This window comes from Amycolatopsis sp. NPDC088138, assembly GCF_044741685.1.
Lineage (GTDB): Bacteria > Actinomycetota > Actinomycetes > Mycobacteriales > Pseudonocardiaceae > Amycolatopsis.
Genome location: NZ_JBIUTB010000002.1, coordinates 1,088,175 through 1,112,696, shown reverse-complemented (window position 1 = coordinate 1,112,696; position 24,522 = coordinate 1,088,175). Strand labels below are relative to the sequence as shown.

At 72.5% G+C, this 24,522-nt stretch carries 25 protein-coding genes; 15 read left to right on the top strand and 10 right to left on the bottom strand.

Annotated features, from left to right (window positions below; all coding sequences use genetic code 11):
• Window positions 1–97: 97 nt before the first annotated feature.
• The 4 genes from ACIOD2_RS12810 (at window position 98) to ACIOD2_RS12795 (ending at window position 4,710) form a co-directional block, all read left to right on the top strand.
• The gene (locus ACIOD2_RS12810; protein WP_400537167.1) at window positions 98–685 is read left to right on the top strand and encodes a hypothetical protein; all 588 of its coding nucleotides are present in this window, start codon (window positions 98–100) and stop codon (window positions 683–685) included.
• Complete coding sequence (locus tag ACIOD2_RS12805; RefSeq protein ID WP_400537165.1) at window positions 594–1,493, top strand: ABC transporter ATP-binding protein; 900 nt, start codon at window positions 594–596, stop codon at window positions 1,491–1,493. The genes ACIOD2_RS12810 and ACIOD2_RS12805 overlap by 92 nt, the downstream gene beginning before the upstream one ends.
• Window positions 1,483–2,304, top strand: coding sequence for an ABC transporter permease (locus ACIOD2_RS12800; protein WP_400537163.1), 822 nt, complete (start codon window positions 1,483–1,485; stop codon window positions 2,302–2,304). The genes ACIOD2_RS12805 and ACIOD2_RS12800 overlap by 11 nt, the downstream gene beginning before the upstream one ends.
• Before the next feature lie 87 nt (window positions 2,305–2,391).
• Window positions 2,392–4,710: a putative bifunctional diguanylate cyclase/phosphodiesterase gene (locus ACIOD2_RS12795; protein WP_400537161.1), complete on the top strand. Its 2,319-nt coding sequence runs from the start codon at window positions 2,392–2,394 to the stop codon at window positions 4,708–4,710.
• Here ACIOD2_RS12795 and ACIOD2_RS12790 read toward each other — a convergent pair.
• Complete coding sequence (locus ACIOD2_RS12790) at window positions 4,707–5,531, bottom strand: cyclase family protein (protein WP_400537159.1); 825 nt, start codon at window positions 5,529–5,531, stop codon at window positions 4,707–4,709. The two genes, ACIOD2_RS12795 and ACIOD2_RS12790, sit on opposite strands and share 4 nt — an antisense overlap.
• A gap of 99 nt (window positions 5,532–5,630) precedes the next feature.
• On the opposite strand from ACIOD2_RS12790, the gene ACIOD2_RS12785 reads away from it, so the two are divergent.
• From ACIOD2_RS12785 to ACIOD2_RS12775, 3 genes are all read left to right on the top strand, one after another.
• A complete protein-coding gene (locus tag ACIOD2_RS12785; protein WP_400537157.1) occupies window positions 5,631–6,056 on the top strand; it encodes a DUF5709 domain-containing protein in 426 nt (141 codons plus the stop codon).
• Window positions 6,057–6,335: 279 nt separating this feature from the next.
• Window positions 6,336–9,089, top strand: a complete 2,754-nt coding sequence (locus ACIOD2_RS12780; RefSeq protein ID WP_400537155.1) for a BTAD domain-containing putative transcriptional regulator — start codon at window positions 6,336–6,338, stop codon at window positions 9,087–9,089.
• A 196-nt stretch (window positions 9,090–9,285) separates the two neighbouring features.
• Window positions 9,286–10,236: a LuxR C-terminal-related transcriptional regulator gene (locus ACIOD2_RS12775; protein WP_400537153.1), complete on the top strand. Its 951-nt coding sequence runs from the start codon at window positions 9,286–9,288 to the stop codon at window positions 10,234–10,236.
• A 764-nt stretch (window positions 10,237–11,000) separates the two neighbouring features.
• Here the strand turns inward: ACIOD2_RS12775 and ACIOD2_RS12770 are convergent.
• A complete protein-coding gene (locus ACIOD2_RS12770; protein ID WP_400537152.1) occupies window positions 11,001–11,171 on the bottom strand; it encodes a hypothetical protein in 171 nt (56 codons plus the stop codon).
• A 171-nt stretch (window positions 11,172–11,342) separates the two neighbouring features.
• On the opposite strand from ACIOD2_RS12770, the gene ACIOD2_RS12765 reads away from it, so the two are divergent.
• On the top strand, window positions 11,343–11,495 hold the full coding sequence (locus tag ACIOD2_RS12765) for a hypothetical protein (RefSeq protein ID WP_400537150.1): 153 nt from the start codon (window positions 11,343–11,345) through the stop codon (window positions 11,493–11,495).
• A 61-nt stretch (window positions 11,496–11,556) separates the two neighbouring features.
• Here the strand turns inward: ACIOD2_RS12765 and ACIOD2_RS12760 are convergent, their stop codons facing one another.
• Complete coding sequence (locus ACIOD2_RS12760) at window positions 11,557–11,925, bottom strand: MerR family transcriptional regulator (RefSeq protein WP_400537148.1); 369 nt, start codon at window positions 11,923–11,925, stop codon at window positions 11,557–11,559.
• Window positions 11,926–11,989: 64 nt separating this feature from the next.
• On the opposite strand from ACIOD2_RS12760, the gene ACIOD2_RS12755 reads away from it, so the two are divergent.
• A complete protein-coding gene (locus tag ACIOD2_RS12755; RefSeq protein WP_400537146.1) occupies window positions 11,990–13,129 on the top strand; it encodes an MFS transporter in 1,140 nt (379 codons plus the stop codon).
• A gap of 47 nt (window positions 13,130–13,176) precedes the next feature.
• Here ACIOD2_RS12755 and ACIOD2_RS12750 read toward each other — a convergent pair whose 3' ends face one another.
• Window positions 13,177–14,394 carry a glycoside hydrolase family 18 protein gene (locus ACIOD2_RS12750; protein WP_400537145.1) on the bottom strand — a complete coding sequence of 406 codons (1,218 nt, stop codon included), beginning with the start codon at window positions 14,392–14,394 and terminating at the stop codon, window positions 13,177–13,179.
• 144 nt (window positions 14,395–14,538) lie between these two features.
• On the opposite strand from ACIOD2_RS12750, the gene ACIOD2_RS12745 reads away from it, so the two are divergent.
• Entirely contained in the window at window positions 14,539–14,931 is a 393-nt protein-coding gene (locus tag ACIOD2_RS12745) for a hypothetical protein (RefSeq protein ID WP_400537143.1), read from the top strand.
• Here ACIOD2_RS12745 and ACIOD2_RS12740 read toward each other — a convergent pair.
• Together ACIOD2_RS12740 and ACIOD2_RS12735 are read right to left on the bottom strand one after the other, a co-directional pair.
• Window positions 14,925–16,277 carry a pyridoxal phosphate-dependent decarboxylase family protein gene (locus ACIOD2_RS12740; RefSeq protein ID WP_400538024.1) on the bottom strand — a complete coding sequence of 451 codons (1,353 nt, stop codon included), beginning with the start codon at window positions 16,275–16,277 and terminating at the stop codon, window positions 14,925–14,927. The two genes, ACIOD2_RS12745 and ACIOD2_RS12740, sit on opposite strands and share 7 nt — an antisense overlap.
• A 545-nt stretch (window positions 16,278–16,822) precedes the next feature.
• Window positions 16,823–17,404 carry a YdeI family protein gene (locus ACIOD2_RS12735; protein ID WP_400537141.1) on the bottom strand — a complete coding sequence of 194 codons (582 nt, stop codon included), beginning with the start codon at window positions 17,402–17,404 and terminating at the stop codon, window positions 16,823–16,825.
• Between the two features lie 85 nt (window positions 17,405–17,489).
• Between ACIOD2_RS12735 and ACIOD2_RS12730 the strand changes: the two genes are divergently transcribed.
• Entirely contained in the window at window positions 17,490–18,023 is a 534-nt protein-coding gene (locus ACIOD2_RS12730; protein WP_323322308.1) for a GNAT family N-acetyltransferase, read from the top strand.
• Here the strand turns inward: ACIOD2_RS12730 and ACIOD2_RS12725 are convergent.
• Complete coding sequence (locus ACIOD2_RS12725) at window positions 18,013–18,480, bottom strand: nitroreductase family deazaflavin-dependent oxidoreductase (RefSeq protein ID WP_400538022.1); 468 nt, start codon at window positions 18,478–18,480, stop codon at window positions 18,013–18,015. The genes ACIOD2_RS12730 and ACIOD2_RS12725 overlap by 11 nt on opposite strands.
• Window positions 18,481–18,580: 100 nt before the next feature.
• Window positions 18,581–20,563 (bottom strand): glycosyl hydrolase family 28-related protein, encoded by a 1,983-nt coding sequence (locus ACIOD2_RS12720; protein WP_400537139.1) that lies wholly within the window; start codon window positions 20,561–20,563, stop codon window positions 18,581–18,583.
• 161 nt (window positions 20,564–20,724) lie between these two features.
• Here ACIOD2_RS12720 and ACIOD2_RS12715 point away from each other — a divergent pair, with 161 nt between their 5' ends.
• The 4 genes from ACIOD2_RS12715 (at window position 20,725) to ACIOD2_RS12700 (ending at window position 23,374) form a co-directional block, all read left to right on the top strand.
• Window positions 20,725–21,354 (top strand): class I SAM-dependent DNA methyltransferase, encoded by a 630-nt coding sequence (locus ACIOD2_RS12715; protein WP_400537137.1) that lies wholly within the window; start codon window positions 20,725–20,727, stop codon window positions 21,352–21,354.
• 105 nt (window positions 21,355–21,459) lie between these two features.
• Window positions 21,460–22,638 (top strand): PucR family transcriptional regulator, encoded by a 1,179-nt coding sequence (locus tag ACIOD2_RS12710; protein WP_400537135.1) that lies wholly within the window; start codon window positions 21,460–21,462, stop codon window positions 22,636–22,638.
• 50 nt (window positions 22,639–22,688) lie between these two features.
• A complete protein-coding gene (locus tag ACIOD2_RS12705; protein ID WP_400537133.1) occupies window positions 22,689–23,168 on the top strand; it encodes a DUF2975 domain-containing protein in 480 nt (159 codons plus the stop codon).
• The gene (locus tag ACIOD2_RS12700; protein ID WP_247056639.1) at window positions 23,168–23,374 is read left to right on the top strand and encodes a helix-turn-helix transcriptional regulator; all 207 of its coding nucleotides are present in this window, start codon (window positions 23,168–23,170) and stop codon (window positions 23,372–23,374) included. Before ACIOD2_RS12705 ends, ACIOD2_RS12700 begins: the two co-directional genes overlap by 1 nt.
• Here ACIOD2_RS12700 and ACIOD2_RS12695 read toward each other — a convergent pair.
• Window positions 23,371–23,889, bottom strand: a complete 519-nt coding sequence (locus ACIOD2_RS12695; RefSeq protein WP_400537131.1) for a hypothetical protein — start codon at window positions 23,887–23,889, stop codon at window positions 23,371–23,373. The two genes, ACIOD2_RS12700 and ACIOD2_RS12695, sit on opposite strands and share 4 nt — an antisense overlap.
• A 110-nt stretch (window positions 23,890–23,999) precedes the next feature.
• Window positions 24,000–24,473, bottom strand: coding sequence for a MarR family winged helix-turn-helix transcriptional regulator (locus tag ACIOD2_RS12690; RefSeq protein WP_400537129.1), 474 nt, complete (start codon window positions 24,471–24,473; stop codon window positions 24,000–24,002).
• Window positions 24,474–24,522: the final 49 nt, after the last annotated feature.

Sequence of the window (24,522 nt, the reverse complement as noted above, 5' to 3'; positions counted from 1 at the left end):
GCGTACGCGCCTCGGCGTACGCGCGAAAGCCGTCCGCAGCGGGACGACCGCGGCGCCGCGAATCCCGAGGATGAGGAGCGTCGAAAAGGAGGGACCCATGACCAGTCGCCTCGGCGCCCGGGCCCGCAAGGGGTACCTGGTGGCCCACATCGTCTCGGGTGGACTGTGGATCGGGATCGACGCGGTCCTCGGCATCCTGGTCGCCACCGCGCTGATCTCGGACGACGCCGCCGTTGTCGCCACGAGCCTGCAGGCGCTCGAACTCTTCGCCGTGTGGCCGATGCTGATCGCCGCGGTCCTCACGCTCGCCACCGGCGTCGTGCTCGGCCTCGGCACGAAGTACGGCCTCGTCCGCTACTGGTGGGTGGCCGTGAAGCTGGCCGTGAACGTCCTGATGGCCCTGCTGATCCTCTTCGCGCTGCGCCCGGGGCTGTACGACGCGGCCGAGTACGGCCGCCAGCTCGCCGCCGGGCAGACCCCGCAGGGCGACCCGGCCGGCCTGCTCTACCCCGTGATCGTCGCCCCCAGCCTGTTGCTGTTCGCCAGCGTCCTCTCGGTCTTCAAGCCGTGGGGCCGCGTCCGGAAGGAGACCCGTGAACCTGCCCGTCGAAACGATCGCCCTGACCAAACGCTACGGAACGACCGCCGCGGTGGCGGAGCTGAACCTGTCGGTGCACGCCGGTGAGGTCTACGGCTTCCTCGGCCCGAACGGCGCCGGCAAGACGACGACGCTGCGGATGCTGCTCGGCCTGATCCGCCCCACCTCGGGTCAGGTCCGGCTCTTCGGTGACGCACCCGGCGCCGCCAGCCTCGCCCGCGTCGGCGCGCTCATCGAGGGCCCCGCCTTCTACCCGTACCTCTCGGGCCGGGCGAACCTGCGGATCCTGGCCGACCACGCCGGGGTGCACCGCACCCGCGTCGAGGACGTGCTCGACGTCGTCACCCTGGCCGACCGGGCCAAGGACAAGTACTCGACGTACTCGCTCGGCATGAAGCAGCGGCTCGGCCTCGCGGCCGCGCTGCTGAAGGACCCCGAGCTGGTGGTGCTCGACGAGCCGACCAACGGCCTCGACCCGGCGGGCATGGCCGACATGCGCGTCACCCTGCGCAAGCTCGCCGCGGACGGCTGCACCGTGCTGCTGTCGAGCCACCTGCTGACCGAGGTCGAGCAGATCTGCGACCGCGTCGGCGTGCTCGACCGCGGCCGGCTCGTCGCCGAGACGACGGTGCCGGACCTGCGCTCGGGCGGCGCACTGCGCGTGGTCGCCGGCCCGCTGGAGCAGGCGCGCGAACACCTCGGCCGGCTGCTCGGCGCGGACCGCGTCCACGCCGACGGCGCCGCGCTCGAACTCGACGTCGACCCCGGCGAAGCCGGGCGGATCAACGCCGGGCTGGTCGCCGCCGGCCTCGACGTCACCGAGCTGCGCTGGCACGAACCCGACCTGGAACAGACGTTCCTCGCCCTGACCGGAGGTACCCCCGATGCTGCGTGACATCCGAGCCGAGCTCCTCAAGCAGTCCCGCCGTCCCGCGAGCTGGCTGCTGCTGGCCGTCGCCGTCGTGCTGTCGCTGACCTTCGGTTACGCCGTCCCCTACGCGGGCCTGGACGGGCCACCGGCCTCCGGCGGGCCCGGCGCCGGACGCGGGCTGAGCGCGATGCTGCCGGACGCGTTCGTCGGCAGCGCCCTCGGCGGGCTGCCGATCTTCGTCGGCGCGCTCGCGCTGATCTTCGGCGTGCTCGTCGCGGGCAGTGAATACGGCTTCGGCACGTGGAAGACGGTGCTGGTGCAGAACCCTTCGCGTGTCAAGGTCTTCGGCGCGAAGCTGGTCGTCGTCGCGGTGGCGGGCCTGGCCGTCGTGCTCGTGCTGTTCGCCGCGACAGCGGGTGCGAGCGCGCTCGTCGCCTCGCTGCAGAACCAGGCGCTGGTCTGGCCCAGCGCGTCCGACATCCTGCTGGGCCTGGGCGCCGGCTGGCTGGTGGCGACGATGTGGGGCGCGCTCGGCGTGCTGCTGGCGGTCGGCCTGCGCTCGGTCGCGCTGCCGATCGGGCTGGGCCTGGTCTGGCTGCTCGCCGTGCAGAACCTGCTCGCGTCGATCGCCGCGCCGCTGCTGACGTGGGTCGCCGAGCTGCAGAAGGTGCTGCCCGGGCCGAACGCGGGCGCGCTCGTGGCGTCCTTCGGGGCGAGCGCTCCAGGTGTCGAGCAGATCGTCGGATCCGGGCAGGCCACCGCCGTGCTCGCGGGGTACGTGGTCGTCTTCGCCGTCCTCGGCGGCTGGCTGCTCCACCGGCGTGACATCGCCTGATGGTGCCGGTGCGGTGAGCCGGTCCCCGGTCGAGTCCGGTGTAGTGTTTCTCAGTTCGACGGACCGGGTTTGACCACGTGAGGTGCCATGACAGTGCGGCGGTACCCGGTGGCGATCCTGCTCGTCGTCGTCACGGCGGCGGTGATCGTCGTCAACGGGTTCGCGTTCTGGGGCGACACCTTCGCGCTGTGGATCGACGACGCCATGCAGCTGAGCGCCGGCGTGGCCGCGGTCGTCTGCGGCTGCCTGGTCGCCCGGCGCTTCCGCGGCCACCAGCGCTGGTGGCGGCTGCTCATCGCGCTCGGCATGGCCGGCTGGTCGCTCGGGCAGTGCGTCTGGTCGTGGTACCAGCTGGTCGACGGCCGGGGCCTGCCCTCGCCGTCGCTGGCCGACGTCGGGTACCTGAGCTTCCCGGTCTTCGCGCTCGCGGCGCTGTTCACCCTGGCCAGGGCGCGGATCCGGCCGGACCGCGAGCGCTGGCAGCCCGCGCAGTGGACCGCGCACTTCGGGATCGCGGTGGTGCTCGACGGCCTGGTCGTCACCGGCTCGCTGTTCATCCTGACCTGGACCGCGGCGCTCGGGCAGCTGGTCCGGGCCACCGCGCCGGACGCGGGCTCGTGGGCCGTGGCCATCGCCTACCCGCTGTCGGACCTGGTCGTCGTGGTCGTGGCGGTGCTGCTGGTGGTGTTCGACCGGGTGGACCGGCCCTACCGCAAGAACCTGCTGCTGCTCGCCCTCGGCATCGTCGCGCTCGCCTGCTCCGACAGCGTGTTCGCCTACCTCGTCAGCATCGGCGCGGAGAGCATGAAACCGTGGGCCGACGCGGGGTTCGTGCTCGGCCCGCTGTTCATCGCCTACGCCCTGCTCGTCACGCCCACCACGCGGCGGCGCGATGACGCGGGCCAGGCCGGCGGCGTCGACTGGTGGCAGCTGGCGCTGCCCTACATCCCGGTCACCGCGGTGGCGCTGCTGATCACCGTGCAGCTGATCGGCGGGGCCGGGCCGGACGGCGTCGAGGTGTTCGTCGGCGTGCTCGTGGTGTTCCTCGTGCTCGCCCGGCAGCTGCTTTCCGTGCTGGACAACCGGTTGCTGCTGCGGCGGGTGTACGAGGGCCAGCAGCAGCTGACCCACCAGGCCTTCCACGACCCGCTCACCGGGCTGGCCAACCGCGCGCTGTTCGGCGACCGGCTGGACCTGGCCGTCGCCGAAGGCGCCGACGCCCGCCACCCGCTCGTGCTGATCTTCGTCGACCTCGACGACTTCAAGGAGGTCAACGACCGGTTCGGGCACGCGGGCGGCGACCTGCTGCTGCACGCCGTCGCGCAGCGGCTGCTGGGCTGCGTGCGCTCGACCGACACCGTCGCGCGCCTCGGCGGTGACGAGTTCGCCATCCTGCTGGAGGGCGAGGTCGACGCGCCACAGGCGGTGGCCGACCGGATCCGCGGCGCGCTGCGGCGGCCGTTCGCGGTGCACGGCACGCTCGTCCCGGTCCGCGCCAGCATGGGGCTGGTGGTGCCGGACCCGGCCGAGCCGCTGGTCACCTCCGACGTGCTGCTGGGCCGCGCGGACACGTCGATGTACGCGGGCAAGCGCCTCGGCAAGGACACCACCGTCGTCTACCGGCCGTCACAGGACGGCCCGCCGGACTTCCCGTCGGCGCTGCGCCGCGCGGCCGGCGGCGTCCCGGAGGGCTTCGGGCTGGTGTTCCAGCCGATCGTGCGGCTGCCCGACGAGACGCCCGTCGCCGTCGAGGCACTGGCCCGCTGGAGCGCACCGGACGGCACGGCCGTCTCGCCCGAGACGTTCGTCCGCGCGGTCGAGGGCGCCGGCCTCGGTGCCGAGCTGGACGCGCTGGTGCTGGATCTGGCCTGCCGCGAGATCACCGCGGCCGGGCTGGACCTGACCGTGCACGTCAACGTCTGCGCCAGCCGGCTCGGCGCGCCCGCGCTCGAGCAGAGCGTCAGCGCGAGCCTGGCGCGCTACCGGCTGCCCGCGGAACGGCTCGTCGTCGAGATCACCGAGACCGTGCCGGTGCCGGACCTCGCCGCCGGCGCCGACGCGATCCGGCGGCTGCAGGCCCTCGGCGTCCGCGTGGCGCTGGACGACTTCGGGGCCGGGTACAGCTCGCTGACCGTGCTGCACGCGCTGCCGGTCGACCTGATCAAGCTGGACCGCGCGCTGACGACGGGCGTCCAGCCGGAGCGCGACGCGGCGCTGTGCCGGTCGCTGGTCGGGCTGTGCGCCGACCTCGACCTGGCGGTCGTCGCCGAAGGCATCGAGACGGCCGAGCAGGCCGAACTGATCACCCGGGCGGGCTGCACCACCGCCCAGGGCTACCGGTTCGGCCGCCCGGCCCCGCTGTCGGCGTTGACCCTGTCGGGCGCGACGCCGCTCTCGGCGAGCTAGTCCGCGCGCACCCCCGGTGGGAGCACGCCGAAGATCGTCGCCGTGGAGCCGGCGCCCTTGCGGTTGATCGGGCCGCCCGCCAGCACCCAGGCCCCCGTCGTCGGCAGGGCCTTGAGGTTCGCCAGGATCTCCAGGCTGATCCGGTGGCGCTGGTAGACCAGCTTCGACACGGTGTACGTCTCGTCGGTGCCGACGTCCGGGCTGAACGTGTCCGTGCCGGTGCCGCCGCGGCGGCCGAGGCGGCCGGTGTCGATCAGCCACTTGACCGCCGGGATCGAGAAGCCCGGCTGGTGCAGCACGCCGTCGGCGCCGGTGTTCGGGTAGGCCGGGGTGCCCCACTTGGCGTCCCAGCCGGTCCAGAGCACGACGACGGCGTCGTCGGGGATCCGGCCGTGGCGCTTCTCCCAGGCCTTGAGGTCGTCGATCGTGACGCCGTAGTCCGCGTTCGCCGCGGCCTTCGCTCTTATGTCGATCTTGACGGCGGGCCGGAATAGATCCGCGGGATCCATCTCGTCGGCGAGGGGCTGCCCGGTGTTGAAGTGGCCGGGCGCGCCCCAGTGCGTGCCCGTGTGCTCGCCTTCGCGGACGAACTGGAGGTAGTAGCCGTCGGCCGGGATGGTCGCGATGGTCTCCAGCGAGAAGGCCGGGTCGCCGGGGAACACGTTGGTCGTGGCGGGGTCGTTGACGTGCGACAGGTTGACCAGGTTCAGCTGGTCGAGCCGCACCGCCGGCGCCGTCGCGGCCTGCGCGGCCCGCCCGGACACGGCGGCGCCGAACACCCCGGCCAGCCCCGCGGCCAGCACCCTGCGTCTCATCGGCATGGGGAATCACCTTTCACCGGAACACCGCCCGTGCGGCGGCCTGCACGGTGATATCACCCAGACCCGGTGCGGCCAAGGAGTTGCGCGAAGATGGGGGCCATGGACGACGACATCGAAGACAACGCCGACAACGGCGTTCTGGACCCCGAGGACACTTTGGACGACCGCGACGAGCTGGCGGAGGGTTATTCACCGCCGGAACGCGCGCAGGCGACCGAAGGCTGGGGCACCACCGCGCACGAGACCGCGGAGGGTGAGAGCTGGGAGGGCCGGCTCGCCCGCGAGGTCCCGGACCTGGCCGACGACGCGGACGACGACGGCCTCGGCGACAGCGAGGACACCGACGGCGAACTGGTCGACGACGAGGTCGGCGACGTCCGCGCGGGCCGGCTGGTCGCCACGGACGAGGGTTTCGGCGAAGACGCCGACGAGGAGCTGTACGCCACGGACGAGGGCGTCGACGGCGGCGCGGCCTCGGCCGAAGAGGCCGCGGTCCACGTGATCGACCCGTCCCGCCGCTGGTGAGGTGACAGGCCCGACCCGGGTGTTCGAGGGTTCCCGGGCCGGTCCTGCCACCCGCCGGATCGTCGATGGGCCGCGGAGCACGGCCTTCGGCAGGGGAAGACGATCCGGCCCGCGGTCGTGGTACGGGGAACACGAACCGCCCCCTCGGCGGTTCGTGGCGGGCACCGGCGACGACACCCACGGTGCCGGACACACCTTGCGCGATTCTTTCCGGCGCCTTTCCCGCCTCGGTTACAGTGAGCGCCCGGACGAGCGCGGGAGACAGGTGGCGTGGAACCGTTGCGGTTCAGACTGCTGGGCCCGCTGGAGGTCCAGGCCGGTGCGCGGCCGCTGGAAATCCGCCGGCCGCGGTTGCGGGGCCTGCTCACCGCGCTCCTGACCGACGTCAACCAGCTCGTACCCGCGGACACGCTCGCCGAGCGGATCTGGGGTGAGCGCCTGCCGGCCCACCCGCGGGATGCCCTGTACAGCTACGTGTCCCGGCTCAAGACGTCGCTCGGCGACCTCCCCGAAGCGGCGATCACGCGGCGCTCGGGCGGTTACCTCCTGTCGGCGGACCCCGAGTCCGTCGACCTGCACGTGTTCCGCCGGCTGCTCGGCGAGGCCGGTGCCGCCGGTGACGACCGGACGGCGGCCGATCTCCTCACGCGGGCCTTGGCCCTGTGGACCGGTGAACCGTTCGGCGACCTGGACACACCGTGGTTCGCGAACCTGCGCGGGGTGCTGGAGAGCCGGCGGTTCGCGGCGCGGCTCGACCTCGCCGACATCGGGCTGCGCGGCGACGCGGCCGGCGAGCTGATCCCCGAGCTGGCCGGCCTGGCCGGGACGCACCCGCTGGACGAGCGGCTCCGCGGGCAGCTGATGCTCGCCCTGGCCGGCGCCGGGCGGCAGGGCGACGCCCTGCGCGAGTACGACCGGATCCGGCGGCTGCTCGCCGAGGAGCTCGGCGCCGATCCCGGTCCCGGGATCCGGCGGGTGCACGAGCGGATCCTGCGCGGCGATCCGCGGGCCCGCACCGCCGACGTCCGGCCGGTGCCCCGGCAGCTCCCGGCGGCTCCGGCGTCCTTCGTGGGCCGCGCCGAACTGCTCGCGGCGCTCGACGCCGCCGGGGAATCCGCGGAGCCGGTGGTGATCTCGGCCATCGGCGGGGCGGGCGGGATCGGGAAGACGTGGCTGGCGCTGCACTGGGCGGCCGGGAAGCTCGGCGACTTCCCCGACGGGCAGCTGTACGTGAACCTGCGCGGCTTCGATCCGGTCGCCGAGCCGATGCCGGTTTCGGTGGCGGTACGCGGGTTCCTGCACGCACTCGGGGCCGACGGCGCCGCGGTGCCGTCGGATCCCGACGCTCAGCTCGCCATGTACCGCAGCCTGCTCGCCGGGAAACGCGTGCTGATCGTGCTCGACAACGCCGCCGACGCCGAGCAGGTCGTCCCCCTGCTGCCCGGCACCGCGGCCTGCCGGGTCGTGGTCACCAGCAGGCACCGGCTCGGCGGGCTCGTCGCCACGCACGGAGCCCGGTCGATCTCCCTGGACCTGCTGCCGGCGCGAGAGGCGCGGGAGCTGCTCGGCCGGCACCTCGGCGCGGCCCGGATCGCCGCCGAGACCGGCACGGTCGACGAGCTGATCCGGCTCTGCGCCGGGTTGCCGCTGGCGCTGGGCATCGTCGCGGCCCGGGCCGTCACCTCCCCCGACCTGCCGCTGGCGCTGCTGGCCGACGAGCTGCGCGACCACGCGAGCCGGCTGGACGGGTTCGACACCGGCGAAGCCGGATCGAGCCTGCGCGGGGTGTTCTCGTGGTCCATGCGGCACCTGCCACCCGAAGCCGCGGAGCTGTTCGGCCTGCTCGCGCCGGCTCCCGGGCCGGACATCGGCCTGCCGGCCGCGGCGGCGCTGGCGGGCCGGACGCTCGCGGCGACCAGGGTGCTGGTCCGCACGCTCGAGAACGCGCACCTGCTGACCAGGACGCCCGACGACCGGTACCGGATGCACGACCTGGTCCGGCTCTTCGGGACCGAAGAGGCCGCGCGCACCCTGTCCGCGGACACTCGCGACGCCGCCCTGCGCCGGGTGACGGACTTCTACCTCCGGACCTCCTGGCACGGCCAGGCCGCGCTCCTGCCGGGCGACCCGCCGATCCGGCTCGCACCGCCGCTGCCCGGCGTCGAACCGCGGCGGTTCGGGGACCACGCCGAAGCGCTGAGCTGGTTCGCGGCCGAGCACGCGTGCCTGACCGCCACCATCGAGCTCGCGGTGGAGCACGGCCGGCACGCCCAGGTCTGGCAGCTGGCGTGGCTGCTGAACGAGTTCCGGGCCCGCCAGGGTCACCTGCGGGAGCGGGAGGCGGCGGGCCGGGCCGCGCTCGCCGCCGCCGAGCAGCTCGGCGACGTCCACGCCCAGCTGTGCGCGCACCGGATCTTCGCCAGCGCCAGCATCTTCTCCGGTCACCCCGAGGTCGCGCTCGAAAACCTGCCCAAGGCCCTGCTGCTGGCCGAGCGGGCCGGCGACCGGCTGCAGCAGGCGCACCTGCGCCACGTCTTCGCGGGCGCGTGGGAGTACTCCGGCGACCTGCGCGCCGAACTCGAGCAGTGCGAGCGCGTGCTCACCCTGATCGAACCGCACGACGATCCCCGCCTCTACGTCAAGACGCTCGACCTGATCGGGTTCTGCCACTTCCAGTCCGGCGACCGGGAACAGGGCCGGGACTGGCTCGACCGGGCGGTCGCGCTGGCCCAGGCGCACGACGACCCCGACGGTGTCGCGCACGCCGTCGGCAACCTGGGTTTCGTCGCGTTGCGCGACGGCGAGTGGGCCGCCGCCGTGGCCCACCTGGAGCGGGCCGTGGCGCTGCTGCGCACCATCGGCAACCGGCGGCACGCGGCCTTCTTCCTCGTCGCGCTCGGGGACTGCTACCGCCTCGTCGGCCGCGAGGACGACGCGCGCCAGGCCCTGCACAGCGCGCTCGACATCTACCGGGCCACCCCGGAAGGCGCGCGCTTCGACGAGATCGACGCGTGCTTCATGGCGCTGGCCTGACGCGGGGCCGGACCCGCCCCCACGACGGGTCCGGCCCGCCGCCGGGCCCACCCCTCGAGGGTCCGGCGGCGAAATTCCGCGTCCGATCCGATGACCGGCCTAATCCTTTCCGCCGTCCGGCGCGTGGGGTAGGGGGCAGAGCGGACAACGGCCGGATCCGGCCGTCCTCGTCCCCGCTGCTGCCGGAGGAGGACGGATGCTCGAGGGGTTGCTGACGCCCGGCGCGGGCGCGCTGTACGACACGATGGTGCGCACCGGGCCGCTCCCGCTGGACGACCCGCGGGCCGAGAGCCCGGAGATGCGGGAGCTGTTCGACCAGGGTTTCGTGCGCCGTGACTACCGCGAAGACCCGGTGATCGCGCCGATGGAGCCGGTGCGCGCCGTCGACCACGCCATCCTGGGCGCGCAGCAGCGGCTGGTGGAGCAGCAGCGCCAGATCGTCGCGGCGCGCCAGCAGCTGGACATGCTGCAGGCGGTGTACCGCGCCGCGCACGGCGGCAGCGGGGACTCGGCCGTCGAGGTGCTGACCGACCCGCAGCGCATCGGCTCGCTGTCGCTGGAGCTGTGCCTGTCCGCGCGCGAGGAGTTCCTCACCTTCACCACCCGGCACTTCAAGCGGAAGCCGGACGCCGGCACGGTGATGCGCCTGCCGGACGCGGTGACCGAGCGCGGGGTGCGGCTGCGCAACGTCTACGAGCGCGCGGCCCTGGAGTTCGACGGCGCGAAGGAGGTCGTGGACGCCAGCGTCGCGGCCGGGTGGGCCATGCGGGTGGCGCCGGAGCTGCCGATGAAGATGGTGGTGGCCGACCACCACTCCGCGCTGGTGCCGCTGGACCCGAGCGGGATGGACGGCGCCCTGTTCGTCCGCAGCCCGACGATCGTCGCGGCCCTGCGGATGCTGTTCGAGCTGGTCTGGAGCCAGGCGGTGGCGGTGGACGGCGCGCACCCGCGCCACGGGCTCACCCCGACCCAGGCGAAGGTGCTGGACCTGCTGGCAACCGGGATGACCGACGGCGCGATCGCCCGTCACCTCGAAGTCAGCGAGCGCACGGTCCGCCGGCACGTCCAGGGCCTGCTGGAGGCGCTGCAGGCCGACAACCGGGTGGCCGCGGTGTTCGCGGCGACGCGGCTGGGCTGGCTGGGCTGAGCGGGTTGCTCCGCTTCCCGGGACCGAAGCCGTGAGGGGCACCCTCATGGCTCTGATGTCCCTGAAGGTGCCCCTCACGACCGGCGGGCACCGCTTGCCGCGAAATCCGGCCGGGCTGAGTGTCCACCGAGCGCTACTCCGCTTCCGGCCTGGCGGGCCAGCCGGATCGCCCGGGCACCCGGCCGGGCGGCTGCGGAAACCCAACGGGCGAGCTGAATCCGGCGGAGCCGACCACCGCCCGGCCCAGTCCCGTCCGGATCACCCGGCCGACTCGCTGAACCGGGGCGCTCGACTACCCGGGACCGAAAGCCGTGAGGGGCACCCTCCTGGCTCTGATGTCCCTGAAGGTGCCCCTCACGACCGACGGGCGCCGCTTGCCACGAAACCCGGCCGGACTGCGCGCCTGCCGAGCGCTACTCCGCTTCCGGCCTGGGCGACCCGGCTGGGCTGGCTGGGCTGAGCGGGTTGCTCCGCTTCCGGCCTGGGCGAGCCGGATCGCCCGGGCACCTGGCCGGGGCGGATCGCCCGGGCGGCTGCGGAAACCCAACGGGCCGGGCTGAATCCGGCGGACACCGGCCGAGCCGGCCACCGCCCGGCCCAGCCCGGATCACCCGACCGACCCACCTGAACCGGGACGCTCGCCCAACCCGAGACCGAAGCCGTGAGGGGCACCCTCATGGCTCTGATGTCCCTGAAGGTGCCCCTCACGACCGGCGGGCGCCGCTTGCCACGAAACCCGGGCCGGGCTGAGCGCCTGCCGAGCGTTACTCCACCTTCCGGCACTGGGGCGGGCCCTGGGTCCAGATCCACACGCAGTCGGTGCCCGGGGGCCGGACCGCCGGGCCGCCGTTGCCCGGTGCCGCCGCCGCCATCGGTGCGCCCAGGGCGCCGAAGGCCAGCGTCGCCACCAGCCCGGCCAGCACTCGCTTGATCATGTCGTCCTTTCGCGAAGGGATCTCCGGGCCAAGGTAGGGCCATCCGGACGGCTCCGGCAGGGGCGGCTTCGGCCACTGTCCGGTACCGGCCACCGCCGGGGTGACCGGAACCGGACGTTGGCCGGACCCGACCGGTGCGGACGGCCGCACCGCTCTCCTACGGTCGAGGACATGGGTGACGAGGCGCCCCCGCGCTGGTGGGGTGAGGAGGGCGCCCGTCCCCGCCCGGACCCGGCGGGCTGGTGGCCGGAGGCCGACACCCTGCACTGGGTGCAGGCCCCGGCGACCGCCGCCGCCCCGGCCGAGGCGGCGCTGCCCTCGTAAAGCCGTGAATGGCCCATTGAGGGACTTGAAGTCCCTCAATGGGCCATTCACGGCTTTGGGGTCAGACGCGGTTGTACTCGCGGACGGCGTCCAAGTACTCCGAGATCGCGTCCCGGTTGCGCAGCAGGCATTCCGCGCGGCGGGCCATGCGGTCGCGCTCGGCTTCCAGGGTCGCCAGCATCTCCGGGGTCGCGTCCGGGAAGTAGATCGCGCGGGGCTTGTCGAGGCACGGCAGGATCTGCTTGATGATCCGGGTCGGCAGGCCGGCGTCCAGGAGCCCGCGGACCTGGATCACCCGGTCGACGGTGGTCTCGTCGTAGTCGCGGTAGCCGTTGGCGCCGCGGGAGGCGATGATGAGACCCTGCTCCTCGTAGTACCGCAGCAGCCGCCGGGACGTACTCGTGCGCTCGGAGAGCTCGCCGATCCGCATGTGCGCCACCTCACGTCCGCCGGACTGGACCATCACATCCATGTGAGTGTTCGAGCATAACGGCATGAGGACTCCCGCTCTGCTCGCCCTGACCACCGCCGCCTTCGTCACGGTGCTCACCGAGGCCCTGCCCGCGGGCGTGCTGCCCGGCATGAGCGCCGGCCTCGGCGTCGGCGAGTCCGCCGCCGGCCAGGCCGTGACGATCTACGCGCTCGGCACCGCGCTCACCGCGATCCCGCTGTCCGCGGCGACGTCGGCCTGGCGGCGCAAACGCTTGCTGCTGACCGGCGTCGCCGGGTTCGCCGTCGCCAACACGGTGACGGCGCTGTCCGCGGACTACGCACTGACGATGGTGGCCCGGTTCGTCGCCGGGGTCGCGGCGGGTGTCGTCTGGGCGCTGCTGGCCGGGTACGCGCGCCGCCTGGCGCCCGCCGGCCGTGAGGGCAAGGCGATCGCGGTCGTGATGGCGGGCATCCCGCTCGCGCTGTCGCTGGGCATCCCGGCCGGGACGTTCCTCGGTGGACTGTTCGGCTGGCGCTCGGCGTTCGGCGTGATGTCGGTGATCGCGCTCGTGCTGCTCGGGTGGATCGCCGCCGGCGTCCCGGACCACCCGGGGCAGCCCCGCGGCGGGCGGCTGCCGGTACTGCGCACGCTCACCGTGCCCGGCGTCGCGCCGGTCCTGGTCGTGACGCTCGTGTTCGTGCTGGCCCACACCGTGCTCTACACCTACGTCGCCGCGTTCCTCGGCCACGCCGGGCTGGGTGGCTCGGTGGACGTCGTCCTGCTGGTCTTCGGCGTCGCGTCGATGGCGGGCATCGGGATCGTCGGCGCCCGGATCGACCGGGCGCTGCGCCGGCTCACGATCCTCAGCACGGTCCTGGTCGCGGTGGCCGCCGTGCTCCTGCTGGCGGGCAGTCCGGCGCTGATCTACGTCGCCGTCGCGCTGTGGGGCCTCGGCTGGGGCGGCGTCCCGACGCTGCTGCAGACCGCGGCCGGGAACGCGGGTGGCGAGGCGGCGGACAACGCGCAGGCCATGCTCGTCACGTTGTGGAACGCCGCGATGGCCGCGGGCGGCGTGGCCGGCGGGATCCTGCTCGACACCTCCGGGCCGACGGTGTTCCCGTGGACGCTGCTGGTGCTCCTGGTGCCGGTGCTCGCCGTGGTCGTCGGCGCGCGGCGGCACGGGTTCCCGCGGCAGTCGTGAATGGACGAAGGGCCCGGGCGGCTTCGCCACCCGGGCCCTCCAGCTTTTCAGCAGCGGCCGGAAGAGATGGCCCGCAGCAGTTCCGCGTTGGTGGTGTCACCCGACAGCTCCCAGGCGAACACCCCGCCCAGGCCCTGCGACTTCGCGTAACCGGCCTTGGCCGCCGCCGTCTCGGGGGTGTCGTAGCTCCACCACTGCGAGCCGCACTTGGCGTACGCCGTGCCCGCGACCTTGCCGTTGGCCGGGCAGGTCGTCTTGAGGACCTTGTAGTTCTCGACGCCGTCCTCCCCGGTCGTCGTGCCGGTCACCGGACCGGTGGCCGTGCCGCCCGGCTGCTTCTGCGTGACGCCGTCCCAGCCGCGGCCGTAGAACCCGAGGCCCAGCAGCATCTTCGACGACGGCACACCCTGGTGGCGCAGCTTCTGGATGGCCGCGTCGGCGTAGAACCCGGCGGTCGGGATGCCCGGGTAGGACCGCAGCGGCGAGTGCGGCGCGGTGGGCCCGGTCGGGCTGCCCCCGGCGACGAAGTAGTCGTAGGTCATCACGTTGTACCAGTCGAGGTAGCGGCTCGCCCCGGCGTAGTCGTTCGCGTCGATCTTGCCGTTGCGCGAGCCGTCCGCGGTGATGGCGGCCGTGACGAGCTGGTGCCCGAACTTCGCGCGCAGCGCCTTCACGAGACCGGTGAACGCCTTCGGCCCGCTGGTGTCGCAGGTCAGGCCGCAGGCGTTGGGGTACTCCCAGTCGATGTCGATGCCGTCGAAGACGCCCGCCCAGCGCGGGTCGTTGACGAGGTTGTAGCAGGACTCGGCGAACGCGGCCGGGTTCTTCGCCGCCTCGGTGAAGCCGCTCGACCAGGTCCAGCCGCCGAACGACCAGAGCACCTTCAGCTTCGGGTGCAGCTTCTTCAGCTCGAGGAGCTGGTTGAAGCTGCCGTGAAGGGTGCCGCTGTCGGCCTGGCCGTTGACGCTGCCGGCGGCGTCGTAGGGCATGTCGTGGTCGGCCCACGGGTCGCCGACCGCGCAGCCGCCGCCGGTCACGTTGCCGAAGGCGTAGTTGATGTGGGTCAGCTTCGCGGCCGACCCGGACGTCTCGATGTCCTTGACGTGGTAGTTGCGGGCGTAGACGTCCCAGTCGGCGAAGTAGGCCATCACCTTGTCCTGGGACTGACCGCCGTGGGACGGCCCGGCTTCCGCGGGTGGCGCCACGACGGCGGCCGCGGCGAGCGCCAACGCGGCCACGGCAAAGCGTTTTCTCATGCGGAGCACAGGGTTCCCTTCGGCTACGGCCGGTCGGACGCGCTGAGGCTAACAGGTCCAGACCACTGCGGACAGAGCGAAAGGTCTGCGGCAAACAGATTTCCCGGTCGTGTCGCAGCCGGGTCCGGATTCACGGTGTGCGAAGATCCCCGGATGACGGAGTTCGGCTGCGCCCGCTGCTACGGCAAAGACGCCCTGACCGCGATGGCGTTCTGCACGACCCGCCTTCGGGAAACCCACCGCTTGGTCGAACGGTCCCACTTCGGCGTTTCCCTGCGCGAATGTCCGGAATGCGGCCAGGCGTTCGCCTCGATCTTCACCGAGTTCGTCGACGGCACCGGCGGCGAAGACGCCCAGTTCTTCGACATCGTCCCCCTCACCACCACCGAGGTGACCTCGTTGGCGGCACAGGGTTCCCGGGTCGACCTGGTCAAGCTGGGCGCGCTCGGCAGCGTGCGGCGGCGGCTCTCGTCGGCCTGGCCGACCGGCAAGACGAAGACGATCGCCTGGCGGCGGGATCCGCTTTCAGTGCGCGAAGGTCACTGACTCGCGAGCCGCAGGATCGCCGCCGCCGAACGGTCGACGTCGGCTTCCGTCGTGGACCAGTTCGACACCGAAATCCGCAGATAACGGCGGCCGCGCCAGGTGGTTCCGCCGAGCCAGCACGTGCCATCGTCTTGAACCGCAGCGATCACCGCGTTGGTACGGGCGTCATCGCCGAAGGAAACCAGGACCTGGTTGAGGACGACGTCGTTGCCGATCACCGCGCCACCTTCCGCCAGTGAGCCGGCGAAGCGGCGGGCCAGGCGGCAACAGCGGTCGACCAGTTCGGCCACACCGTCGCGGCCCAGCTCGCGCAACGCCGCCCAGACGGCGAACCCGCGGGCGCGCCGCGACGACTCCGGCGTCAGGTCGCCCATGCCGGACACCTCCCCCGCGCCGGTCAGGTAGGCCGCGCGGTTGGCGAAGGCCGCGGCGTGGGCGTCCGGGTGGGCGCAGAAGGCGAAACCGGAGTCGTAGGGCACGTTCAGCCACTTGTGCCCGTCGCACGCCCAGGAGTCGGCCAGCTCGACGCCGTCGATCAGCGGCGCCGTGGCCGGGTTCGCCCTGGCCCAGAGCCCGAACGCGCCGTCGACGTGCACCCAGACGTCGCCGGCGGCCTCGCGGGCGGCGCGCAGGTCGTCGCACGCGCCGGTGTTCACGTTGCCCGCCTGGAGGCAGACGATCGCCGGGCCGGACCCGGCGGCCAGCACGCGGGCGAGGTCGGCGACGTCGATCGCGCCTTGGGGACCGGCGGCCACCTCCTCGACGACGCTCGTGCCGATCCCCAGCAGCCGCAGCGCGCGGTCGATCGTCGCGTGCCGCTCGGCGCTCGCGACCACGCGGACGCGCGGGGCGCCGAAGAGCCCGTCACGCTCGGCGTCCCAGCCCGCCGCGGCGAGCACGTGGTGCCGCGCCGCGGCGAGCCCGACGGTGTTCGCCGCCTGCCCGCCGGTGACGAACCCGGTGGTCGCGGTGGCCGGGATGCCGAGCAGCTCCTTGAGCCACCCGCCCGCGACGTCCTCCGCGGCCGCGGCGGCGGGTGAAAGGACGGCGTTGAAGGCGTTCTGGTCCCACCCGGCGGCGAGCATCTCGGCGGCCGTGGCGGCGGGCAGCGACCCGCCGATGACAAAGCCGAAGAACCGCGGCCCGGCGGTGGCGGTCAACCCGGGTTCGGCGGCCCGGGCGAGCTGTTCGAGCACTTCGGACGGTGGGCTCGGGTCCTTCGGCAGCGCCCCACCGAAGCCGGCGCGCAGGGCGGCGGTGTCGACGGCCTGGGCGACCGGCCGCTCGGCCAGGCCGTCCCGGTGGTCCGCGGCCAGCGCGGCGGCACGGGCCAGGAGTTCACGCATCTCGTCCACGGGCCCGACTCTAGGCCGCCTTCGGGTGCGCGGCCCGCACGTTTCCGGGGCCAGCTGTGCGACCGGCCGCTCAGCCAGGCCGCCAGCGATCCGCGACCGGCCCGCCCCTAAGCCGCCTTCGAATGCGCGGCCCCTAGGTTTCCCGGGACCAGCTGCGCGACCGGCAGCTCAGCCACGCTGCCGGCGATCCGCGACCGGCCCGCCCCTAAGCCGCCTTCGGATGCGCGGCCCGCACGCTTCCGGGGCCAGCTGCGCGACCGGCCGCTCAGCCAGGCCGCCGGCGATCCGCGACCGGCCCCGCCCCGAGCCGCCTTCAGATACACGGCCCGCACGTTTCCCGAGGCCAGCTGCGCAACCGGCCGCTCAGCCAGGCCGCCGGCGACCCGCGACCGGCCCCGCCCTAAGCCGCCTTCGAATGCGCGGCCCGTAGGTTTCCCGGGGCCAGCTCCACGGTCATCCGCCGCGGGCACCGGCGAACCGGCCCAGCAGTTAAGGCGCCGCTAGGTGGCGCGGCCAAGCAGTCCACACACCCGGCCCTAAGCCGCCTTCGGGTGCGCGGCCCGCACATTCTCACGCGCCAGCTCCACAGTCGTGGCAATCCGGCGCTGTCGCGTCTCCGGGCGCTTCGCCTTCGCGATCCACTCCAAAATCAGCCGCTTCGACGACGGCGGGAACGCGGCGAAGTGCGCGGCCGCGACCGGGTCGAACGCCCGCCGCAGATCCGGCGGGACGATGCCGTCCTGGGCCTCGGCCAGTGCGTCCCAGGTCCCCGTGCGGCGGGCGAGGTCGACCATCGCCTGCCCGGGTGGTGTCATCAGCCCCGCGGAGGTCAGCCGGGCGACGCGCTCGCGGTTCACCCGGCTCCACGTGCTCTTCGGGTTCCGCGGTGTGAGGCAGAGGTACGTGCTCTCCGCGTCGCGCCGAAGCGCCTTGCTGTCGATCCAGCCGAAGCACAGCGCCTGCTCCATCGCCTCGTGCACCAGCACGCCCGGCGAAGAACTGTGCTTGCGCCGGATCACCAGCCACACCGCGCGTGCCGGGCCGCGCGACGCGAGCCACTCCCGCCACTGCGCGACCGACGTGACCTTCAGCACCTCGATGCCTTCCAGAGTCTCCATACCCACATCATCGGGGGTGAAGTGTTCACCTTCTGAGCACTTTGCGGAGGGAACAATCGGGCGTCCCCGGGCGTAGCGTCTTGATATGGAGACTGCGCTCAGCACCGACCGGCTCGTGATCCGGGACTGGACGGTGGACGACGCCGAAGCCGCCTTCGAGATCTACGGCGCGGAGGACGTCACGCACTGGCTGACCCCGGCCATGGACCGCGTCGGCGACGTCGGCGCGATGCGGGCCGTGCTGAACGCGTGGCAGGAGGCGCAGCCCAACCTCTGGCCGCCGCGCGGGCGCTGGGCCGTGGAGCGCAAGGAGGACGGCGCCGTGATCGGCGGCCTCGGCATCCGGCTGCTCCCGCCGTACGAAGAGGACCTCGAGCTGAGCTGGCAGCTCAGCCCTGGCGTCTGGGGCCAGGGTTACGCGTCGGAGGCGGCGCAGGCGCTCATCCAGTGGGCGTTCACGCAGGACACCGACGAGCTGTTCGCGGTCGCCCGGCCGAACAACACCCGCGCGATCGCCGTCGCCAAGCGCCTCGGCATGCAGTGGGTCGGCGAGACCGACAAGTACTACAACCTGCGGCTGCAGGTGTACCGGATCCGGCACACCGACCTCATGGACTGAGCGGCTCCAGCAGGAACACGCGGATTTCGCGGTGCTCGGCCCGCACGGCGTAGCGGTCGTAGGCGGGCCAGTACTCCGCGACGGCGTCCCACATCTCCTGACGCTCGTCGCCGGTCAGCAGCCGCGCGGTGACGTCGGCCGTCCGGCCGCCGATCGCGGCGGTCGCCTTCGGCTGCGCCAGCAGGTTCGCCGACCACGCGGGATGCGCCTCGCCGCCCCAGTTGGAGCCGATGACGACGTACCCGCCGGCGCGCTCGACGTAGAGCAGCGGCACCTGACGCGGCTCGCCGCTGCGCCGCCCGATCGTGGTGAGCAGCAATGTCCGCAGCCCGACCGCGGTGCCGACGCCGACCCGGCCGCCGCTGATCCGCAGCAGCACCCGGTCGGCGGGCATCAGCGCCCGCCCCAGCACCGCGAACGCCTTGCTCTTGCCGAACCCCGCGAACACACCCCTCAACCCAGCCACGCGTGAACCCTAGCCGCCGGTCTGCCGCGGCCGGTCGTGAGTGGTGATTCGGGTTGGCACCCTCATTGCCACTCACGACCCCGGGCGGCACTCACCAGGTGGCGGGGGCGGGCGGCGCCACGACCGGCGGCCGGTCGTCGCAGGTGATCGTGTTCGGCAGCAGCCAGGGAGCGAGCCAGCCGCCGTCGTTGCCGCCGAGGTCGGTCAGCGAGAACTCCGAGCCCGTCGGCGGGAAGTTGAACGAGCCGCAGTTGTTGACGCCGACCGCGCCGACGTTGCGGGCGTCGACGTTGCGGAACGACGCCGACCCGGCCGCGCGGGCGCTCAGCACCGACGTCCCGGCGCCGTCGACGCGCAGGTCCGCGAACTTCAGCCCGTTGATCGAGTACAGGTCCTTCACCGGGAAGTCGCTGACCAGCATGATCGCGTTGTAGGTGTTGTCGAGGAAGGCGTCGCCGGTCACCTGGACGTCGGCGTCGATGTTGCGCTCCAGCGCGTAGAACCAGAGCGCGCCGAGGCCGATCTGCCAGTTCAGCTCGTAGGTCCCGGCCCGGACGGTCGTGTTGCCGGTGATCCGCACGTACCCGGTGAACGGCTCGGCGCCGAAGCGCGAGCCGACCTGGATCGCGCTGCCCTCGCGGATCGGGTCGGCGACCAGGTTGGCCGAGACGGTCGTGTCGGTGCCGCCGTAGAGCGCGATCCCGTTGGCCAGCACCGGTGTCTGGACGGTGTTGTGGCTGAACGTGTTCCGCGCGTTCTCGATCTTCTCCGACCACATCGCGAGGCCGTCGTCACCGGTGTTGCGGACGAAGTTGTTCGACACCACGGAATCCGTGACGCCGGTGTGGAAGTTCAGGCCGTCGGCGATCTGGTCGGCGATGACGTTGTTCGTGATGCGCGTGTTCTTCATCGGGCCGTCGAACCACAGGCCGACCTTGGTGTGGTGCAGGTACAGACCGTCCACAGTGGAGTCGCTGAGCGCGCCGCCGATGGCGTTGACCTGGTCGGTGTCGATCCGTTCGCGGACGTCACCCTCGATCGCGAAGCCGGAGAGGTGGACGTCGTGGCTGCCGCCGGCGGCCGCGTCCTTGCCGTAGAACCCGACACCGGTGTGCACCGAGCCGTCCGGCGCCGGGGTGTCCAGCTTGACCTCGTGGCCCTTGACGATCGTGTACCAGTTGCCGGCGCCCTCGATCGTCACGCCGTCGACGATGATGTGCCGGTTGACCTGGTACGTGCCGGGCGGCAGGTAGACCTTGAGATGAGCCCGGCGAGCGAAGGCGATCGCGCGGTCGATCGCGTCGGCCGAGTCACGCCTGCCGGTCGGGTCGGCGCCGAAGAGCAGGACGTTCGCCGCGACGAGGTCGACGCGGGGCGGCGCGACGAGCTCGGAGTCGAGCAGGTCGACGACGGTCCACGCGGCGGGCGTCCCGGCCGGGACGGTCAGCCGGACCTTGTCGCCCGCGCGGTAGGTCTTGCCGAGCAGCAGCCGCTGCTCGTCGTAGAAGTGGTTGGGACGGAAGGGTTTCGTGACGACCGGCGTCGGGGTGGTCGCCGCGGGCACGCACGCGCACTCGGTGATCCACCAGTCCGGGTGCAGCAGGTCCGCGTCCGGGTCGTTCGTGAACGGGTACTGGTTGTACAGCCACGCGTACTGCGAGGTCAGCGTCATCGATTGCCGGTGGCCGCCGTTGACGGCGACGTCCAGCGGTGCGGTGATCCCGCCGCCGTGGGGCGCGTCCGGAATGCTGTAGCGGACGGTGATGGCGTTGGCCGCGGCGGGCAGCGTGAACTCGACGTGCTGCCCGGGCGCGAGTTTCACCGCGCGACGGCCGGACGCCTCGGCGGGCAGCGTGTAGGCCGAGCGGTCCGGGCCGATCACGGTGCCGTCGGTGCGGGCGTTCTCCGCCTCCTGCTCGGCGAAGCCGACGGTGGCGCCGCGCCCGGCGACCAGCGCGGGATCGAGCGCGGCCCGCGTCACCACGGGCCGGTCGGTGGCGGCCGACGCCGGAGCGGCCACGGAAAGCAGGGTGAGGACCGCGACCAGCACGGCTCCGAAGGTGCGTCGCGCCATCGCGGACCTCGTTTCGCTCGGGTGCCCTGAAGAGTGCCCGGAAGAGTAGGTCGCGCTTCGCCTTCACCACAAGGTGTTGCCACGATTTTGCCCGAACTTACTCGGTACTTGCAGGTATCAATACAGAAGTTGCGCAATCGGACGTCTGGCAAGGTGGGTCCATGACTCGCCCCGAATCCGCCGCCGAAGTCTTCGACGCGCTCGGCAAGGACTACGAAACCGCCTTCCCCGACCAGCCCGGCCAGCAGGCCGTGCTCGCCTGGCTGCTCGAACGGCTGCCCGAGCGCGCCACGGTGGCGGACCTCGGTTCGGGCACCGGACGACCGGTCGCGGAGACCCTCGCGGGCGCCGGGCACGAGGTCACCGGGTACGACGTGTCGGCGAAGATGGTCGGGATCGCCCGCGACCAGGTGCCGGCCGCGCGGTTCGAGCAGGCCGACCTCCGCACGCTGACCCTCCCGGCCGGGAGCCGCGACCTGGTCGCGGCGTTCTTCTCCCTGCTGCAGATGACCCGCGCCGAGCTCGACGCGGTGCTGGTGCAGGCGGCCGGGTGGCTCACGCCGGGTGGGTACTTCGTGCTCGGCACGGTCGCCGCGGACGTGGACGGCATCGAGTTCAGCTTCCTGGGCCACCCCATCCGGGCCAGCAGCTACCCGCCGGAGGCGTTCGTGGCGCGGCTCGAGGCGGCCGGCCTGGAAGTCGTCTACCGGGAACAGGTTCTCTACACCTCGGACCACCCCGACGTACGGCCGGAGGAGCAGCTCTACCTCGTCGCGCGCCGGGTTTCGTGAGTCAGTCGTGGCGTCAACCCCTCACCGGGAAGATCACCCGACGGATATGAATTTTGCTCAAGTTCGTGCGTATCCAGGCCGCCGGAACCCGAGCTAAAGTGAGGGATGGGCATCGAAGCTCTGGCCAGGCCGGTACCTCGCGAACACCGTGAGCTGGTGCGCGAGATGCTGGGCAGGCTGCCGGAGTTCGCCGATCGCCTGGCCCGGTTGCTCAGCGAAGAGGACGAGTTCTACCGGCAGGTCGAGCACGTCGCGCCGGACGAGCTGCGGCAGGTCTGCCACGCCAACCTCGAACGCGCCCTGACCGCGCTGGCCGAAGGCCGCGGCCTGGCCCTCGACGCGGCCCGCAAGACCGGGCTCGTCCAAGCGCGCCAAGGGATCCCGCTGCCGGCCGTGCTGCGCGCGTTCCGGATCGGCGGCACGTTCGTCTACGAGGCACTGCTGGAGCTGGCCGGCCCCGAGTTCCTCAACTCCACCCGGACGATCGAGATCAACTCCTACGTCTGGAAGGCGATCGACCTCTACTCGGACGCGCTGACCACGGCGTACGACCAGGTCGCGGCCGAGCCGTCGCACGCGAACGTCCAGCGGCTGGACGACCTGCTGCGCGGCCGGCTCGCGGGCCAGCCCGAGATGGAGGCCGCGGCGCGGGAGCTGGGACTGCCGACGGCGGGCATGTTCGTCGCCGTCGTCACCGAGCGCGTCGAGCGGGACGGGCAGGACACGGTCGAAGCCCTGATGCGCGCGCGCCGCTGGCGCTCGGCGTGGCGGCCCGGCGGCGAAGCGGGCCTGGTCGCGATCGACCGGATCGAGGACCTCCGGCGGCTGCGGGAAGTGCTGGGCTCGCTGCCGGTCGCGGCCGGGCTGAGCCGGCCGTTCGCCGGGTTCCCGGACGTCCCGGACGCGCTGCACCGCGCAAGGATCGCCCGCCGCTCGCTGCCGTCGGCGACCGCCGGGGTGGTGGTGTTCGGCGACTCGCCGGTGACCACCTTGGTCGCGGCCGCGCCGGGAATGGCCCGCGATGTCGTGCGTTCCGCGCTGTCGGGCGTGCTGACGCTGCCGGGCGCCGAGCGCAAGGTCCTGCTCGACACGCTGCTCGCGTGGTTCACCGGCCACGGCTCGGCGAAGGAGGCCGCGGACCGGCTGTTCGTGCACCCCAACACCGTCCGCTACCGCCTGCGCCGCGTGCAGGACCTCACCAAGCGCGACCTGACCGACCCGGTCGACATCGGTGAGCTGTACGTCGCCCTCGAGTCGGTCCGGCTTGATCCAGAACCATCGTAGATCGACAGCTACCGATTGACTTTCGATAGATAACCGGCGATAGTCGTCGCATGCTCTCCGAAAGACGCGCCGTTGCCGCGCTCCGGGTGTTCCTCGTCGTGCTCTTCGTCGTCCTGGTCGTGTTCCAGACGCTCTCGCTACCCGGCGGGATCGCGTACACGACGTCGCAGAACCCGCACGACGCGCCGCTGCGGTGGCCGCTGACCGCGATCGCGGTGTTCCTGGTGCTGTGCGTCGAGGTCGTCGTCGTCGCGACGTGGAAGCTGCTGACGCTGGTCAAGAAGGACCGGATCTTCACCATCGCGGCCCTGAAGTGGGTCGACGCGATCGTCTGGTCCGTGGCCGCCGCGTGGCTGGTCTTCGTCGGCATGCTGATCTTCGTCGGCTTCAACGCGGACGACCCGGGGATGCCGATGCTGCTGTTCCTGGTGACCGTCGGGATCACCGTGATCGGCCTGCTGATGGTCGTCATGCGCGCCCTGCTGCGCCAGGCCACCACGCTGCGCACCGACATGGAAGCGGTCATCTGATGGCGATCGTCGTGCGCATCGACGTCGAACTGGCCAAGCGCAAGCTGAGTGTCGGGGAGTTCGCCGAGAAGGTCGGGCTGACACCGGCCAACGTCGCCGTCCTGAAGAACGGCCGCGCCAAGGCCGTGCGGTTCAGCACCCTGGAAGCCATGTGCCGGGTCCTCGAGTGCCAGCCCGGCGACCTGCTGGAGTGGGTCGACGACTAGGACGCCTGCCCGGCCTGTGCCCACGCGATCAGGTCCCGGACACGCCCGGCCTCCGGCACGGCGACCAGTCCCGTCAACACCAGGGGCCCCGACGAAGGAACGAACGTCAAGGGGCCGCGCGAGAACCCGCCGAAGACGATGGTTCCGCTGCCGTCCCGCCGGATCCGGGCGACCGGCGGCGGCAGCGTGCCGAGATACGCCGATGCGCGCGTCCTTCCCGAGAAGCGATCGGCCAGCACGATCCGCCGGTCGGTCACGAAGTACTCGACACCGCGCCGCCCTCGCAACCTGATGGCGACCGGCACCCAGACGAACGCGACACCGCTCATCCCGACAGCCCATGCGAAGAACGACAGCGGCTGGTGCCTGGCCACCGGGACCACGATGGTCACGATCCCCCAGAGCAGGCCGAATGCGAACTGGTACCAGTCGAACCGGGCAAGGATGAGACGCTGTGGCCGCCCTGACCACAGCAGCCGCTCACCCGGCAGCAGAACGTTCGGCGGCACATCCACGGCGACCCCCCGGGTTTCTTTGCCGGGCTTACGCTCGGAGGGCCATCCGGGTTGCCCTCGCGGCCGAACTGCCCGGCCCCGGCCGACCCGGCACTGCTCGAAGGATCGCTCTAGGCCAGGTCGACCGGCCGCACCCGCAGCTTCTCGGCGATCCGGGCCAGCGCCTGCTGATCGGCCGCGGAGAGCGGGTCGAGCACAAGCTGCCGCACGGCCCGCACGTGCGTCGGCGCCGCGGCGACGACCACCTCGTAGCCGGCATCGGTGAGCGCGGCCAGGGTGTAGCGGCCGTCGTCGGGGTCGGGCGAGCGCTCCACCCAGCCCCGCTGCTCGAACCGCTTGACCACGTTGGACAGTCGCGAGAGCGAACCGTTGGCCAGGTAGGCCAGCTCGCTCATCCGCAGCCGGCGTCCCGGCGCCTCCGACATCTGGCTCAGCGTCAGGTATTCGAAGAGCGTGACGCCGGCCTCCTGCTGCAGCGGCGCCTCCAGCTTGCCCGGCAGCAGCAGGGCGAGCGAGATCAGGCCGGTCCAAGCGTCCTTTTCGGACGGCGTCAGCCAGCGCGGCTCGTCCTCGTCGGAAGCCATGCGGGAACTCTACCCAGCCGCGGATGACTTCACGCTTGAAGTCTGATAC